Here is a 13,419-nt window from a genome sequence, read left to right on the forward strand (position 1 = left end):
CGACAACGAACCCCCGAAGTCACCCCGTGTTGCGCAACCCCGCCGCGACCCCGTTGACCGTGAGCAGCAACGCCCGCGCCAGCAACGGATCGGCCGCCTCCCCCGCCGCCGCAGCGTCACGCTGACGCTTGAGCAGGGCGACCTGGAGATACGAGATCGGGTCGAGATAGGCGTCCCGGATGGAGAAGGTCTGCTGAAGGACAGGGTTCGCGTCCAGCAGCCGCCCCTCCCCGGTCACGCGCAGCACCTCACGCACCGTCAGCTCATGCTCGGCCCGAATCGTGGCGAAGACGTGCTTGAGCTCGTCGGGGACGAGCGTGTCGACGTAGTGCTGGGCGATCCGCAGGTCCGTCTTGGCGAGGGTCATCTCGACGTTGGAGAGGAAGTTGCGGAAGAAGTGCCACTGCTCGTGCATCTCGTCGAGCACGGTGTCCAGTCCCGCTTCGCGCAGCGCCTTCAGGCCGGAGCCGACGCCGAACCAGCCGGGCACGATCTGCCGTGACTGGGTCCAGCCGAAGACCCACGGGATGGCCCGCAGCCCGTCGAGGGAGACGCCCGAGCCGGGGCGGCGGGAGGGCCGTGAGCCGAGGTGCAGGTCGGCAAGCTGGTCCACCGGCGTCGACGCGAGGAAGTACGTCGGCAGGTCCGGGTCCTCGACGAGCCTGCGGTAGGCGTCGTGCGCGGCGTCCGAGACGACGTCCATCGCCGCGTCCCAGCGGGCCAGCGCCTCCACCGACTGGCGGGGCGCGGTGTGCAGGGCGGAGGCCTGGAGCGTGGCGGCGACCGTCAGTTCCAGGTTCTCCCTGGCCAGGGACGGCACGAGGTACTTGTCGGAGATGACCTCGCCCTGCTCGGTCACCTTGATCTCGCCCTCCAGCGTGCCCCACGGCTGCGCGAGGATCGCGTCGTGGGACGGGCCGCCACCACGGCCGACCGTGCCGCCTCGGCCGTGGAACAGCCGCAGTCGTACTCCGTACCGATGCGCCACGTCACGCAGTCGGCGCTGTGCCCGGTGGATCTCCCACTGCGATGTCGTGATGCCGCCGAACTTCGACGAGTCCGAGTAGCCGAGCATGACCTCCTGGACGTCGCCGCGCAGGGCGACGAGCCGCCGGTAGGACGGGTCGGCGAGCATCTCCTCAAGGATCGTGTCCGCGGCCTTCAGCTCGTCGGTCGTCTCCAGCAGCGGGACGATGCCGATCTTGGCCCAGCCGGCGTGCAGATCGATGAGCCCGGCCTCACGGGCGAGGACGGTCGCGGCGAAGACGTCGTCGGCGCCCTGGCACATCGAGATGATGTACGACTCGATGACCTCGGGCCCGAAGACGGCGAGCGCCTTCTTCACGGTCTCGAACACGCCGAGGGTCCTGGCGCCGGCGGCGTCCAGCGGCGCGGGCGTGGGAGCCAGCGGACGCCGGGACCGCAGTTCGCGGGCGAGGAGCTTGTGGCGGTACTCGCGGGGCATGTCCTCGTACCGCCAGGACTCCTCGCCGAGGCGGTCGAAGAGCTGGCCGAGGGCGTGGTGGTGGGCGTCGGCGTGCTCGCGGACGTCCATCGTGGCGAGCTGGAGGCCGAAGGCGGAGAGCGTGCGGATGGTGCGGTTCATCCGGCCGTCGGCGAAGAGGCCGCCGCGGTGCTCGCGCAGCGAGGTCTGGATCAGCGTCAGATCGCCGATCAGCTCGGAGGTGCCGAGGTAGTCGCGGCCGTCCTCGTGCGGGATGCCCTTGGCCAGGCGCTGCTTGGTGTTCTCCAGCTTCTGCCGGACGCAGGTGGCCTTGAGTCGGTAGGGCTCCTCCGCGTTGAGGCGCTTGTAGCGGGGGCTGATCTCGGGCAGGGCCGCGAGGTCGGCCCGCAGCGAGGTGAGCAGTTCCTCGGTGGCGCCCGTGTAGCGGATGGAGTTGGAGAGGAAGCCGCGCAGCTCGTCGATGAGTTCGAGGGCGTCGTTGATGCCGTGCTCGTGCTGCAGGATGAGGACGTCCCAGGTCACCTGAGGGGTGACATTGGGGTTGCCGTCGCGGTCGCCGCCGATCCAGGTGCCGAAGGTGAGGGGGCGTGTGGCGTCGGGGAGCTTCACGCCCACGCGCTCCAGCTCCGCCGTCAGATCCTCCAGGACGTCGCCGACCGCGCCGGCGTGCAGTTCGTCGAGGTAGTAGATGGCGTTGCGGGCCTCGTCGGCGGGCTCGGGGCGGACGACGCGCAGTTCGTCGGTCTGCCAGACGAGGTCGATGTTCTCGGCCAGCCGGGTGTCGTAGCGGCGGCGGTCGGACTCGATGACGGGGGTTTCCAGGAGCGCGGCGATACGCCGGAGCTTGTTGAGCACCGACCGGCGCGCGGCCTCGGTGGGGTGCGCGGTGAAGACGGGGCGGACATTGAGGTTCCCGACCGTCTCGCGCAGGTGCTCGGGGTCGGCGTCCTTCAGGCGATCGGCCGTACGGGCGAGAAGTCCGCCCTCGGCGGCACGGCGTGCCCTCAGCTCCCGGCCGCGGTGCACCTGCTCGGTGACGTTGGCCAGGTGGAAGTAGGTGGAGAAGGCGCGGACCAGCTTGGCGGCGGTCTCCAGCTCGGTGCCGCGCAGCAGGTCGGCGGCGGCTTCGCCGTCCTCGCGGGTCAGGCGGCGGACGCGCTCGACCAGCTCCAGTAGCTCGGGGCCCTCCTGGCGTACGAGGGTCTCGCCCAGCAGGTCACCCAGGCGCCGGATGTCGGCGCGCAGCTCGCTGCTGACCGTGGTGGTCTGGTCGTCGGCACTGCTCACAGGTGCGGCTCCTTGCAGTGTTGAAGCTCGTCTGGAGGGGAACCCGGGTGGGGGCCCGGCGGTCCGGGTCGCTGTCGCGGACCCTGGCATCCGGGCAGGATTCGGAGCGGACCGCGCTGTCCGACCGAGTCCAGGATAGGTGGCCGCCCGGACCCCTCCGGCGACGGGTGCCACTTTTGCGGCACTGAGTGCCACCTGTCCATCGGGCCCGCCCGCTACACCCATGACGGGCAGACCGGTGGGCTCTTGCCGCCCGGCACCGCGCTGCCATACTTACGATGCCGTAGGTTACGGAACCGTAGGGACAGCCGACAGGTAGCCCCCGCACGCTGTTTCCGCAGGCACTTCCCCCCTCTCTCCACCCTCGACCCCACAGGGGACGCCCCATGAGCACAAGGTCCGATGTGATCGAAGACGCACCGAATGCGAACGGTTCCCCAGGCTCCGCAGCGACCGACTCCGCGGCGCCGTCGGCCACGCTGGGCGGCGAGCGGAAGCGTTCGATCGAGCAGATCAGTCTGCTCCTCTTCATCATCGTCCCGTTCCTCGCGCTCCTCGCGGCCGTACCGCTGGCCTGGGGCTGGGGCGTCAGCTGGCTGGATCTCGGCCTGCTGGTGTTCTTCTACTACCTGGGCTGCCACGGCATCACGATCGGCTTCCACCGGCACTTCACCCATGGTTCCTTCAAGGCCAGGCGCCCGCTGAAGATCGCGCTGGCGATCGCCGGTTCGATGGCCGTCGAGGGCCCGCTGGTGCGCTGGGTGGCCGACCACCGCAAGCACCACAAGTTCTCCGACGCCGAGGGCGACCCCCACTCGCCGTGGCGGTTCGGCGAGACGCTCCCCGCGCTGATGAAGGGCCTGTGGTGGGCCCACATCGGCTGGATGTTCGACGAGGAGCAGACCTCGCAGGAGAAGTACGCGCCGGACCTGGTCAAGGACCCGGCGCTCCGGGCGATCTCCCGCCAGTTCATCTTCTGGACGATGCTCTCCCTCGCCCTCCCGCCCCTGATCGGCGGTCTGGTGACGATGTCGTGGTGGGGCGCGTTCACCGCGTTCTTCTGGGGCTCGCTGGTCCGGGTGGCGCTGCTGCACCACGTCACCTGGTCGATCAACTCGATCTGCCACGCGGTCGGCAAGCGCCCCTTCAAGTCCCGGGACCGCTCGGGCAACGTGTGGTGGCTGGCGGTCCTCTCCTGCGGCGAGTCCTGGCACAACCTGCACCACGCCGACCCCACCTCCGCCCGGCACGGTGTGGAGCGCGGCCAGCTGGACTCCTCCGCGCGGCTCATCCGCTGGTTCGAAGTGTTCGGCTGGGCGTACGACGTCCGCTGGCCGTCACGCTCACGTATCGATTCCAGGCGTAACACGGGTGAGGACGGCTCCGGGCACCGGAAGGCGCCCGCCGAGGCGGCATGATTGACGCCGTGGCGACCGACTCCAGCAGCACCCCGAGCAACGAGAAGCCGCGGCGTGTGCGCCGCACCCGGATGACGGGCGCCGAGCGCCGAGCACAGCTGCTGGAGGTCGGGCGGGCCCTCTTCGCCGCGAAGGGCTTCGAGGCGACGTCGGTGGAGGAGATCGCGGCGAAGGCCGGGGTGTCCAAGCCGGTGGTGTACGAGCACTTCGGCGGCAAGGAGGGCCTGTACGCGGTGGTGGTGGACCGCGAGATGAGCCGGCTGCTGGACATGGTCACCAGCTCGCTGACGGCGGGGCACCCCCGGGAACTGCTCGAACAGGCCGCGTTCGCGCTGCTCGACTTCATCGAGGAGTACACGGACGGCTTCCGCATCCTGGTCCGTGACTCGCCCATCCCGCAGTCCACGGGTTCCTTCGCCTCCCTCATCTCCGACATCGCCACGCAGGTCGAGGACATCCTCGGCCGCGAGTTCAAGAGCCGCGGCTTCGATCCCAAGCTCGCACCGCTGTACGCGCAGGCGCTGGTCGGCATGGTCGCGCTCACCGGGCAGTGGTGGCTGGACGTGCGCCGGCCGAAGAAGGCGGAGGTGGCGGCGCATCTGGTGAATCTGGCGTGGCACGGCTTGGACGGCATCAACCAGAAGCCGCGGCTGATCGGGCACCGCAAGAGCTAGGGCCTGTCGTTCGGATCGCGCCGGCTTCGGGCCACGGTGCCTGGTGACCGCCGGTGAGCGGGGCGTGGTGCGTGCGGCCGCGAGGCGGAGGAGGGCGTCGACGCGATGGCGGTACCTCCCGCTCGCGCGAAGTCGAGAGTGGGGGAGTCGGCAACCGACGACAACGCGGCTGGGGGTCCCCCACGCCCTCAAGACCAGTGCCGTTGCTTTAAGACAGTGGGGGAGTCCGTGCCACGCCCCGCGGCCCAGGCGTGATCCAAACGACAGGACCTAGTGGGGGGTGCGGTCTCGTCGCCGAGCGCGGGTCCGGTGGGGGCTTCTCGCGCAGTTCCCCGCGCCCCTTGACGGCATGGGGCGCGCCCAGGGCTTTCAGGGGCGCGGGGAACTGCGCGACCAGCCCCACGCACCCGCACCCGCACCCGCACCCGCACCCGCCAACGAACCGAACCCCCCGAGCCATCAGGCGCCCCCGTCCACATCCTTCGCGCTGAGTGCCAGCTCGTTGTTCACGGTGAAATACGGCCGCACTCGAGTAAGTCCCCGCTCACCGTGCTCCACCACCCGCCCAGGCACGAGATCGGTCTTCCGGCGTTCCACCACGTCGCCCCCGATCCGCCCCACAGGCACCCCTTCCAGCCGCAGATCCCACAGGTCGTGCTCGACGCTCCGCCGAGCCATGACCGCCGCGTACGGCACGGTGAACCGCACCCCCCGCTCCCCCACTCCCCGCACGGCCACGGAGAAGTCGTACGCGGAATCGACCCGGGAGACGGCCCGCACCATGGCCCCGTCCTCCAGGGGAACCCCCGCCCCGTCACCGTGACGCGTCACGGTGACGGTCACCGATCCCTCGCCCACCTCGACGGAGTCGATCTCCGCGTGCGCGGGCCGCAGCCACGTCCGTACCGCGAGGAACCCGTCGGCGGTGGCGTACGGGATCCACGCCCCCACCCCCCGCTGATCGACCGCCGGCGCCCGGCCGACCAGCGCGGCCTGTTCGACCATCCGTACGGCCAGCCGCACCCGCTCGTTCGAGCCGCGCGGTGCGACATAGCAGTCCCAGCGGCCCTCGGCGAGGGTGTGTTCGGCCGGGCGGAGGGTCGCCCGGAGCACGGTGTCCGGGGCCTCGGCGCTCGGCAGGACCTCCACTCTGATCTGCCGTTTTCCGGGGTCGCGGCGGAGCCGGGCGACGAAGTCGAGGGGGCCGGCGGGCAGCTCGGCCGGGTCGAGGAGGACGGTGACACCGCCGTCGGCGGTCGCGCGGGCGTGCGCGGTGGGCGTGGGAGCGCTCCCTTCGGCCTCGGCGGCGGGCGCGGCCTTCGCGGGACGGGGCCCGACGACACGGGCGGCGAACCGTCTCAGCCGGGCGACACCGGACAGACCCCGGCGCCGGGACCGGGTCAGCTCCTCGAAGAGGGCCTCGTAGCGGTGGGCGACGGCGGAGGGCGCGTACGCCCCGGCCGTCACGAGTGCCCGCTCGCCGAGCCGTTCCCGCAGGTCCGCGTCGGTGACGACACGGTTCAGGGCGTCGGCGTAGGCGTCGACGTCCCCGTCGAGCGGGACGAGGATACCGTCCTCGCCGTCGGTGATGATCTCGCCGGGCCCGTGGGGGCAGTCGGTGGCGACGACGGGGACCCCGCAGTGCATGGCCTCGACGATGGTCATGCCGAAGGACTCCATGTCGGAGGAGACGGCGGCGACGGCTCCCTTGGCCCACTCGGTCTCGATCGGTGAGACCGCGCCCATCAGGAACACCCGGTCGTGCAGCCCGAGCCGGTCGATCTGCTCCCGCAGGTTCTCCTTCTGCGGGCCTCGCCCGTAGATCCGCAGGGTCCAGCCGGGGTGTTCGGCGGCCACCTTGGCGAAGGCGTCGACGAGCCGGTCGTACCGCTTGATGGGGATGAGCCGGCCGGCGGCGACGATCGTCCGGGAGTCCAGGGTGGACCGTTCGACGGCGGGGGCCCGCACCCCGTTGGGGACGCGGACGATGGTGGTGCGGACGTCGGGCAGGGCTGCGCGGTACTGGGCGGCGTCGGCCTCGGAGACGGTGACATAGGCGTCGAGTCCGGCGATGGCCTCGTTCTGGTGGGTGCGCAGTGGCTCGCGGTACTGGTCGAGGCTCAGGTGCTCCTGGCCGACGCGGAGATAGCGGCGGCTGCCGTCGCGGGCGAGGTAGCCGTTGAGGTCGGGGCGGGTGGCGATGACGACATCGGCCTCGGTGCGGTCGAGGAAACCACCGATGCGTTCGTCCTGCAGCGCGGTGTAGGGCTGGTTCCCGGTGGCCCCGCTGTACGGGAACATCGTGCCCGGCAGCTCGGTGAGCGGGTGGTCGCCCTCGAAGCCGGGGCCGCCTTCCCGCAGGTCGATCAGCGAGGTCAGACGGACGCGCCGGTCGAACGGGAGGGCCGGTTCGTCGCGGGAGCGGTGCACGCTGACGACCTCGACGTCATGGCGGTCGGCGAACGCGGCCGACAGGTTGGTGGTCGAGCGGATGGTCCCGCCGATACCGAAGGCGTTGTTGATCAGGAATGCGATTTTCATAGGTGTTTCCCCCTGTGAGACCCGCCCGAGCGCGGGCGGCATCGCACCCGCGCACCCCCTGGTGGTCAGGCCGGGAGGCGCGTACGGGCACGGCTATTACGTGGTCGGCAATCGATAAACGAATGGCGAACGGCGAGTGACGACTGATGGGTGGCGAATTAATGGGCGCAGCGGAAATCGGCCGGCCGGGAAAGCCACGAAGAGAGGGGGCGCGGCGAATCCCAAACGGACCGAGCGGACGGCAAAAAGCCTATGTGGCGCGCGTCATCATCCCCGTCATACGCGCCGGGCAGCTCAACAGATACTCACTGGCCCCAGATCCCCCCTGGTCACAGCCCAAACTCTCGCTTCCCCGGACATCGCGCGAGAGGCAACAAAAAGTGAACCGAGAATATATCCTGCACAAAGGAAAGCCAAAGAACAATATCAGCCACTCCCGCAACAGGAGTGCTGTCTACGGAATATAAAACTCCGTTTCGACTACGGTCCTTCGGGTGCGGCGGGCCGCAGCGGGGTCGTTTCCAGAACCTCCGCTGCCATCCGTCCGGCCGGGCCCGCCGTCTGTTCGGCGATGCGCCGGAACGTGTCCTGGGCCTGCCGCGCGGGCCAGTCGGCGGGCAGATGCCGCAGGGGCAGTCGGGGGTCGGTACGGATGATGCGCAGCCATTCGGCGACGAGCCGCAGCCGGGTGGCGATCGGGTCGGCGGCGGCGAGGTCGGCGGTGGTCCAGCGCTTGTCGAAGGCGACATAGCGCGCGGCGAGGGTCTCCAGGTCCCAGCTCTCGCGGATCATCAGCCCGACGTCGGTGAACTCGTCGGCCCGCGCGTGGAACACCTTCACATGGGCGTCGAGCCCCAGCTCGGAGACGATCTCCCGTATGTCGACCCGTCCCGGCGCGATCCACAGTCCGCTGTAGAGGGCGCCGAATCCGGACCAGGTGAGGCGGGAGCGCAGATCGTGCCGCTGGCGCTGCCAGGACTCGGGGAAGGAGAAGCCGAGGAGGGTCCAGGTGCCGTCCCAGTCCTCGTTCACCGCGCCGTCGCGCCAGATGCGCTGTCCGCCGTCGCGCAAAATGTCCTCCGCGTGCGGGGTGAGCCCGAAGAACATCCGCCGGCCCTCGCGCTGGCGCCGCAGCAGGCCCCGGTTCACCATCCGGGTCAGCGTCGACCGCACGGCCTGTTCCCCCGTGCCGACCCGTCCGAGCACATCGATGATGCTCCCCGAGTACACCCCGAGGCCGCCCTCGGCGCGGTCCAGCACATGGTTCCCGAAGAAGGACATCACCAACGACTGCGGTCGCGGCTGCGGCGCGTCGGCGGCATCGACGACATCGGCGGGGTCCAGGATCTGCTCCTCCACAGCGGTAAGGGTACGGGCCCCTGCCGGGGCGGGGCCGCGCCCCGGCAGGGGCGCGGGGAACCACGCGAGAAGCCCCACCGGCCCGCGGCCGAACGACGACGCCCCGCGCGGCCCCCGCCGCACCCCGCCCCGGGCGGAGCCGGGGCCACCGGGGGCGGAGCCGGGCCGACCGGGCTACGAGGTGGTCACCTCCTCCTTCGCGGCCCCCTCCCGGAGGGACACGCCGCCCAGCGACTCCCGATGCGTCTCCCGGACGAACCACACGGTCACGGCGGTGATCGCCGCGCCCCCGCAGATCAGCAGCGAGACCGGCGTACTGGACCCGCCGTCGGCCGCCACCAGGCTGCCCGCGATCATCGGCGAGAACCCGGCACCGATGAGTGTGGCGCCCTGGTAGCCGAGGGAGGCCCCGGTGTAGCGGACCTTCGTCCCGAACATCTCGGTGAGCAGCGCGCCCAGCGGCCCGTACATCATCGACTGGGCGAAGCCGTGCCCCAGGACGACCGCGAGGATCAGCAGCCCCGGCGACCTGGAGTCGACCAGCGCGAGGACGGGGAAGGCGAGCGCGGCGGAGGCGATGGCCCCGGTGAGGACGACAGGGCGGCGGCCGACGCGGTCGGAGAGCGCCGAGGCGCACGGCAGGACGACGAGCGCGACGGCCGCGGAGACGGTGAGCGCGGTGAGCACCTGCGGGCGGGCGTATCCGATGCCGGTGGCGTAGGCGATGAGGTAACTGGTCAGCAGGGACTGGGCGGTGAAGGCGCCGATGCCGACGCCGCAGGCCAGCAGCAGGGGGCGCGGGCGGCGCAGCACGTCGAGGATGGGCAGCCGTGACTCCGCGCGGTCCTTCTTGACCTCGGCGAAGAGCGGGCTCTCGACGACCTTCAGCCGGACGAACAGCCCGACTCCCAGCAGTACGACGCTGAGCAGGAACGGCACGCGCCAGCCCCAGGCCGCGAACTGGTCCCTGGGCATGGCGACGACGAGGGTGACGACGAGGGAGGAGAGCAGGGAGCCGAGCGGTGCTCCCATCTGCGTGAAGCTGGACCACAGTCCGCGCCGCTTCTCGCCGGCGTGTTCGACGACCATCAGGGTGGCGCCGCCCCATTCACCGCCGATGGCGATGCCCTGCAGTACGCGCAGGGTGATGAGGAGGACGGGCGCCCAGACGCCGATGGTGTCGTAGGTGGGGAGCAGCCCGATGAGGAAGCTCGCGCCGCCCATCAGGCCCATGGTGAGCAGGAGCATGGACTTGCGGCCGAGGCGGTCGCCGAAGTGGCCGAAGAGGACCCCGCCGAGGGGACGGGCGACGTAGCCGGCGGCGAAGGTGCCGAACGCGGCGATGGTGCCGACCGCCGGGTCGGCGCCGGGGAAGAAGAGTTCGCCGAAGACGAGGGCGGCGACCGTTCCGTAGACGAGGAAGTCGTAGAACTCGACGGCCGTACCGAGCAGCCCGGAGAACGCGACACGACGCAACTGCTTCGTACGCAGCGCCTCTTCGGCCTGCCCGGCGGAGGGGGGAAGTGGGGACGGGGCCATGCGGGTCTCCCTGGAGCTAAGGGGGAACGAGGGAGGAACACCCGCGAAGGTAGGCGCGCATCTGCCTGCCGTCAATATTCTGCACAACATCGATGCCGGCGACTCGGCCCCACTCCAGGAACTCCATCGGTTCCCCACCGGGCCCCTCGGGGCAGAACCGCCGACACGGCGACCGTGATCATCGCGGTGTGGCCGGCTTGCGGGCGGTGGCGAAGACGCGGCGGAACGGGAACGGGGTGCCGTGGGGGGTGGGGGGATAGGCCTCGCGCAGGGCGGTGCGGTACGCGGTGACGAACGGAGCGGCGTCCGGGCCCAGTTCGGTGAGGATCGGCCGCAGGCCCGTCCCCTTGACCCAGTCGAGCACCGGGTCCTCGCCCTGGAGGAGATGGACGTACGTCGTCTCCCAGGCGTCGGCCTCGCAGCCGAGGTCGGCGAGCGCGCGGTGGTAGTCGGCGGGGTCGTGGACCGCGTCGTCGTGGCGGAGGGTGTCGCCGAGGCGGTCCCGCCAGCGGGCGGACTGGGCCAGTTCGCGCATGAGGCGGTGGCTGGGTGAGCCGAAGTTCCCGGGGACCTGGAAGGCGAAGGTGCCGCCGGGGGCGAGCGCGTCGATCCAGACGGGGAAGCGGTCGAGGTGGCCGGGCACCCACTGGAGGGTGGCGTTGCTGACGATCAGGTCGTACGGCTCGGAGGGCGCCCAGGTGCGGACGTCCGCCGCGGCGAAGTCGATCCGGCCGCCGCCCGGGGTGGGCCCCTCGTGGTCGACGTGGGCCCGGTCGAGCATCTCGGGCGAGTTGTCCCACCCGGTGATGTGCGCGGTGGGCCAGCGGTCGGCGAGGAGGCGGGTGACATTGCCGGGGCCACAGCCGAGGTCGGCGACGCGGGGCCGCGCGGCGGGCGGGTCGGGGACATGGGCGAGCAGGTCGACGAAGGCGCGGGCGCGGTGGCCCGCGTGCCGCAGGTACTGCCGGGGGTCCCAGGTGGGGCTGGTGGCGGACATGGGGACGGCCTCCTCGTCGTCGATCTAGTCATCGCTCTCGTCGGCGCTCTCGTCGGCGCTCTCGTCGGCGCCGGTCCGACATCCCCACCCTCGATCGCAAGTATCTCGAAGTCAAGATACTCTGACCTAATCATCTCGATCTCAAGAGACTTCACATCGACACAACCACTACACTGATCGCCATGGAGGACGAGGTCGATCGGCTGGTCGCAGCGTGGCGCCGGGAGCGCCCCGACCTCGACGTGGAGCCGCTGGAAGTACTCAGCCGGGTGAGCAGGCTCGCCCGGCACCTGGATCGCGCGCGCCGGCTGGCGTTCGCCGAGCACCAGTTGGAGCCATGGGAGTTCGACGTGCTGACCGCCCTGCGGCGCGCGGGGAACCCGTATCAGCTCTCGCCCGGTCAACTGCTGACGCAGACGCTGGTGACCTCGGGCACGATGACGAACCGGATCGACCGGCTGACGAAGAAGGGCCTGGTCGAGCGGCTGCCCGATCCCAGTGACCGCCGGGGTGTGCTCGTCCGGCTGACGGACGAGGGCCGGGACCGGGCGGACCAGGCGCTCGCCGGGCTCCTCGACCAGGAACGCGCGATCCTGGCCGAGCTGTCCCGCGCCCAGCGGGGCGATCTGGCGGGCCTGCTACGCCAGTTGACCGCCCCGTTCGACAACATCCCCGGCTAGGTCCACGGGTCCGACACCGGCCCGGCGCGCGAGGGCGACCGCGGCGAGGGTGCTGTGCACACCCAGCTTTCCGAGGACGTTCTGCATGTGCGTGCGGACGGTGTGCGGGGAGAGGAACAGGCGCTCGGCGACGGCCTTGCGCCCCAGCCCCGCCACCATGCATCGAAGCACTTCCCGCTCACGCGGGGTGAGGGACTCGACGAGTCGCTCACTCTCCGTGCGGTGCTTGCGCGCGGCGGTCAACTCCCGCAGGACGCCCGTGAGAAGCGCGGGCGGCAGATGCGTCTCGTCGCGCAGCACGCCCCGGATGACGGTGAGCAGCCGGGACAGCGAACAGTCCTTGGCGACCCACCCGGACGCGCCCGCCTGGAGGGCCAGCGCGGCCCGGCGCGGATCGTCCTTCTCGGCGAGCACGACGGTCCGTACGCTCGGCTGTCCCGAACGCACGCCCGCGACCAGCGATATGCCGTCCACGAGCCCGTCCTCACCGCTGGCGGAGACGGGTACGGCGGCCGGACGCGCGCCGGGGACATGGGCGTGGCCCCCCAGGTCGGCGTCGACCAGGAGCACGTCGAACTTGCGGCCCTCCGCCGCCGCGCGGTCCAGGCAGCGCAGCGCGGCCGGGCCGCTGCCGGCCGCGGACACGTCGACGTCCGGCTCGGCGGCCAGCGCCGCGGCCAGCGACTCGGCGAAGATGCGGTGGTCGTCGACGACCAGGACTCGGATGCGAACCACTGAAACCCCCACTGGTCGGGGGACGACCGGCGCGAGTACGACGCCCGGAGCGTGCCCCGGTTTACACCTGGGACGGGGCGTCGCAGCCGCACGGCCGCCGCCGTGCTGAACCGCTACCCCCACTCCGGGTGTCGTACCCGACTGTCTCGCCCCCTGATCAGCACCGGCCCCCACCGGTGCTGTTCATCAGGGTAAGGCCGGGGGGCAGGAGCGGAAGCTAATTTGCAGAACTGGTTGTCCGGCACGTTTATCGTGTGCCGCATGTTTCGTATCGAGACAGAAGTCGACAAAGAACGAAGGCAGTTGCTTCATTCCCGATTGCGGGCCAGCAACACCGCCGCCTCACCGATTCTTCGCGAGCTACGGGGAACTCCCGGCGAACGCGAGGTCCCGCTCCATGTGTGGGCCCTGGACGAGGGGGGCGACCTGGCCGGCGGACTGGTGGGCCACACCTGGGCCGGCTGGCTGCACATCGCCTCTCTCTGGGTCGACGAACGCCACCGGGGAGCGGGCCTCGGCTCCCATCTGCTGTCGACGGCCGAACACCTGGCCACCCACGACCGCGCCTGCCGCTCGGCCCGCCTGGAGACCTGGGACTTCCAGGCCCCGGATTTCTACCGCCGCCTCGGCTACGAGGTGGTGTGCGTGATCCCGGACTATCCACCCGGGATCACGGAGTACACGCTGACGAAGAGGATCGGGTGAGCCGAGGGCGACGAAGCCC

The 13,419-nt window shown here is 70.9% G+C and carries 10 protein-coding genes; 4 read left to right on the forward strand and 6 right to left on the reverse strand.

What is annotated here, in order from left to right:
• Positions 1-19 precede the first annotated feature (19 nt).
• Positions 20-2,752, reverse strand: coding sequence for a phosphoenolpyruvate carboxylase (gene ppc, locus F9278_RS19155; protein ID WP_152169451.1), 2,733 nt, complete (start codon positions 2,750-2,752; stop codon positions 20-22).
• A 386-nt stretch (positions 2,753-3,138) separates the two neighbouring features.
• Here ppc and F9278_RS19160 point away from each other — a divergent pair, with 386 nt between their 5' ends.
• Complete coding sequence (locus F9278_RS19160) at positions 3,139-4,170, forward strand: acyl-CoA desaturase (protein WP_152169452.1); 1,032 nt, start codon at positions 3,139-3,141, stop codon at positions 4,168-4,170.
• The gene (locus F9278_RS19165; protein WP_020115615.1) at positions 4,167-4,844 is read left to right on the forward strand and encodes a TetR/AcrR family transcriptional regulator; all 678 of its coding nucleotides are present in this window, start codon (positions 4,167-4,169) and stop codon (positions 4,842-4,844) included. Before F9278_RS19160 ends, F9278_RS19165 begins: the two co-directional genes overlap by 4 nt.
• Before the next feature lie 459 nt (positions 4,845-5,303).
• Here F9278_RS19165 and F9278_RS19170 read toward each other — a convergent pair whose 3' ends face one another.
• The 4 genes from F9278_RS19170 to F9278_RS19185 all read right to left on the reverse strand — a co-directional run bounded on the left by F9278_RS19170 (position 5,304) and on the right by F9278_RS19185 (position 11,280).
• On the reverse strand, positions 5,304-7,385 hold the full coding sequence (locus F9278_RS19170) for a glycosyltransferase family 4 protein (RefSeq protein WP_152169453.1): 2,082 nt from the start codon (positions 7,383-7,385) through the stop codon (positions 5,304-5,306).
• A 480-nt stretch (positions 7,386-7,865) separates the two neighbouring features.
• Positions 7,866-8,744 carry a PaaX family transcriptional regulator gene (locus tag F9278_RS19175; protein WP_152169454.1) on the reverse strand — a complete coding sequence of 293 codons (879 nt, stop codon included), beginning with the start codon at positions 8,742-8,744 and terminating at the stop codon, positions 7,866-7,868.
• Between the two features lie 174 nt (positions 8,745-8,918).
• Positions 8,919-10,283 carry an MFS transporter gene (locus tag F9278_RS19180; RefSeq protein ID WP_152169455.1) on the reverse strand — a complete coding sequence of 455 codons (1,365 nt, stop codon included), beginning with the start codon at positions 10,281-10,283 and terminating at the stop codon, positions 8,919-8,921.
• A 178-nt stretch (positions 10,284-10,461) separates the two neighbouring features.
• Entirely contained in the window at positions 10,462-11,280 is an 819-nt protein-coding gene (locus tag F9278_RS19185) for a trans-aconitate 2-methyltransferase (protein ID WP_152169456.1), read from the reverse strand.
• A gap of 182 nt (positions 11,281-11,462) precedes the next feature.
• Between F9278_RS19185 and F9278_RS19190 the strand changes: the two genes are divergently transcribed.
• A complete protein-coding gene (locus tag F9278_RS19190) occupies positions 11,463-11,960 on the forward strand; it encodes a MarR family winged helix-turn-helix transcriptional regulator (RefSeq protein WP_037705601.1) in 498 nt (165 codons plus the stop codon).
• Here the strand turns inward: F9278_RS19190 and F9278_RS19195 are convergent.
• Positions 11,919-12,695, reverse strand: coding sequence for a LuxR C-terminal-related transcriptional regulator (locus tag F9278_RS19195; protein WP_152169457.1), 777 nt, complete (start codon positions 12,693-12,695; stop codon positions 11,919-11,921). The genes F9278_RS19190 and F9278_RS19195 overlap by 42 nt on opposite strands.
• 261 nt (positions 12,696-12,956) lie before the next feature.
• Between F9278_RS19195 and F9278_RS19200 the strand changes: the two genes are divergently transcribed.
• Positions 12,957-13,400, forward strand: a complete 444-nt coding sequence (locus tag F9278_RS19200; protein WP_193241547.1) for a GNAT family N-acetyltransferase — start codon at positions 12,957-12,959, stop codon at positions 13,398-13,400.
• Positions 13,401-13,419 lie beyond the last annotated feature (19 nt).

The organism is Streptomyces phaeolivaceus, assembly GCF_009184865.1.
In the GTDB taxonomy this organism is placed as follows: Bacteria; Actinomycetota; Actinomycetes; order Streptomycetales; family Streptomycetaceae; genus Streptomyces; species Streptomyces phaeolivaceus.